Raw genomic sequence first — 2945 nt, forward strand, 5'->3', positions numbered from 1 at the left:
CATTAAAATACTTACCTATTCTTTTGAAAACTAGGTAAAACGTTCAACAAGGTACAAAATTACTGTACCTTGTTTTTTTATTTCTCAATTGTAAATTTTTAGTGGTCTATTTAGTATGGAAGTGTGTGAAAGAAGAGTGGAGGAGGATGCTTATGTTAACGTGTAATGGAAGTAAAACGTTTCAAACATTTATTAAAGCTGTAACGGATTTAATTGATAGTAATTTATTAGAAGATCAAATTGTTTGTGCGATTGAAAAATTACTAGAAGAACTTTTAGAAAAAAAAACATGGCTTCCGCTAGAAAAACAGAAGGCGAATTCGGCTCAATATGCACGACACTTGTTATATGAAGATCCTTTAAAGCGATTTGAAGTATTAGCTCTTGTATGGAAAGATGGACAATCTACACCTTTACATGATCATGATGGTACATGGGGAGTAGAAGGCGTTTTTTCAGGAAGGATAATGGTGCAGAACTTTATACAAACTAAGCAGCTTGAAAATTCACTTGTTTATTTAACCCATACAGGAAATCTTTATTTGGGAGAAGGAGAAACAGATAAAGTCATTCCACCAGCTGATTGTCATATTCTTAAAATAGCTGAATGTGAAAGCGTTGTCACGATTCATATTTACGGAAAACGTTTAGAAAAGTTTAAAGTATATGTCCCAACTGAAGAAAAGAATGTGTATATGTGTGAGACAAAATATATTAGTTATAGTTCATAGTTTAAAATCAAAAGCTTTTCTTTAAAGAGAAAAGCTTTTGATTTTATTTTTAATTATTTCTTGACCTGAAACGCTTTTCATAAATTATAAATAAGAAGTACTTAACGAGCTCGATATGAAAACGATACCTTTTWKTTAAWWARAWCTCGTGTATTTATAGAAAGTGGTGAAGAAATAATGAAATTAATAGCAATTGACTTAGATGGAACCCTTCTTTCCGGTAATAAAATGATAAGTAAAGAAAATGCAGAAGCAATTCGAAAATGTCAGGAAGCAGGCCATGTTGTAGCTATTTGTACAGGGCGTTCTATCGTTGATATTGAACGATTATTGTTAGAAGTTAATTTAGAGTGTCCAATTATTGCGGAAAATGGTGCCCTTATTTATAAAGATAAGAAAATGATGAAGAGATATCCAATTCAAAACATCCATGCACTTGAAATTGTGGAATATCTTGAAGAAAGTGGTATGTATTATCAGCTCTATACTGATAAAGGAGTATATGTACCTCATTACGGAACTGAAAGTGTACTTAATGAAATTGAGAATGTGAAGAAATCCAATTTAGATGTCGATTTACAAGAGCTAGAAACGATTGCCGCATTATATATTGAGCATACAGCATTTCATCATGTTGAAAGTTGTAAGGAGATTGTAGAAAGTGATTTATATGTGCATAAACTTTTACCATTTTCTTATGACATAGAGAAATTAAAAAAATTAAAAGAAAAGTTTTTATATAATACAGATTTAGCAATTACATCTTCATATTGGCATAATTTAGAGATTAACCAATACAACGCTCAAAAAGGAAATGGATTATACACTTTAGCAGAACACTTGAATATTCCAGTTGAAAATACTGTAGCAATAGGTGATGGTCTAAATGATGTTTCCATGATGGAAAAAGCAAATATATCAATTGCAATGGGGAATGCAGTAGATGAAATAAAGGCAATTTGTCAGTATGAAACGCTATCAAATGAAGAACATGGCGTTGCATATGCTTTATATAAGTATGTAATGTAATAAAAAGAAAAAAAGAATCTAAATTTTATTCTTTTTTTCTTTTTATTAGGGGTAAGGTATTCTATGAGTCTCATAGAAGCCTTATTACAGTTAATATATAGAATATATTGGGATAAATGTTTATTTTTTTCAAATATTTGTGAATATTTTATGAACTTTGTATTTTAATACATCCAATGTTTTTCTGTTTTAATTGAAAAATAAAATTTATTTGAATAATTATGCTATCACTATATACCTGTACGGACATTATCCGTATAATGGAGAAGTATGAATTTTAAAATTTGTATTAATTTTACATATTGAGGTGAAAAAGGAATGAATGCTCGGCTAATGGAACTTATTGATGTGAGTACAATAGCAACCATGGCAGAACAATTTTATAAATTAACTAACATATCACATCAACTTCTTGATGCTGAAAAAGAATGTGTTTTTTCATTCGGAATGAATGAAGTGAAAAAGAGTAAACTTCCAAAGATAGAAATCCCCATTTTCTTATATGATTTTCATTTAGGTTCTTTTGTTGTGTGGTCTAAAAAAAGTGAAATTTTCAATTGTCAAAAATACTTTGAAATGCTTTCTAATCTTATTATAGATGGATCCGTAAATACGATTCAAAGTAAAAATACGTCTTTGCTTTCTCGCAAAGAAGAGGCGTTATTTACAATTTTACAAAATATGCCTGTTATGGTTGATGCGCTAGATTATAATGGAGATTTTGTATTATGGAATCGTGAATGTGAAATTGTAACAGGTTATAAAGCCGAAGAAATCATTGGTAACCCAAACGCACTTCAATTATTATATCCCGACCATAATTATCGTCAACAAATACAAAATAAATTCTTGATTAGGGGAAAAAATTTCAGAGATTGGGAAATGCGCTTAACGTGTAAAAATGGTGAAATCAAAACGATAATGTGGTCTAATATATCAGATCAGTTTCCAGTAAGTGGATTTAGTTACTGGGCAGTTGGTGTAGATATTACCCATTTAAAAGCAATAGAAGAACAGTTAAAACAACAAACATCTGAATTGGAACTGATTTTTAAAGCTTTACCAGATTTATGTTTCTTAACAGAAGCTGATGGAACAATTATAGATTATAAAGCAGGAACACCTTCTAAATTTTACGTATCCGCAGAAATTTTTATGGGAAAAAGGTTTTACGAGGTATTACCA

General features: G+C 30.0%; 3 protein-coding genes. All 3 read left to right on the forward strand.

Annotation, left to right across the window (positions count from 1 at the left end; genetic code table 11):
• The first annotated feature begins 152 nt into the window (after positions 1–152).
• Entirely contained in the window at positions 153–731 is a 579-nt protein-coding gene (locus tag AC1DJR_RS24325) for a cysteine dioxygenase family protein (protein WP_002136626.1), read from the forward strand.
• Positions 732–908: 177 nt separating this feature from the next.
• Positions 909–1760 carry a Cof-type HAD-IIB family hydrolase gene (locus tag AC1DJR_RS24330; RefSeq protein WP_131246283.1) on the forward strand — a complete coding sequence of 284 codons (852 nt, stop codon included), beginning with the start codon at positions 909–911 and terminating at the stop codon, positions 1758–1760.
• Between the two features lie 318 nt (positions 1761–2078).
• On the forward strand, positions 2079–2945 hold an 867-nt coding region (locus AC1DJR_RS24335; protein WP_477003699.1), incomplete at its 3' end, for a PAS domain-containing protein.

Source organism: Bacillus sp. 05T31, assembly GCF_056396725.1.

Coding starts and splice junctions, on each gene's coding strand:
- AC1DJR_RS24325 (WP_002136626.1), top strand. CDS start 153: ATGTTAACGTGTAATGGAAGTAAAACGTTTCAAACATTTATTAAAGCT.
- AC1DJR_RS24330 (WP_131246283.1), top strand. CDS start 909: ATGAAATTAATAGCAATTGACTTAGATGGAACCCTTCTTTCCGGTAAT.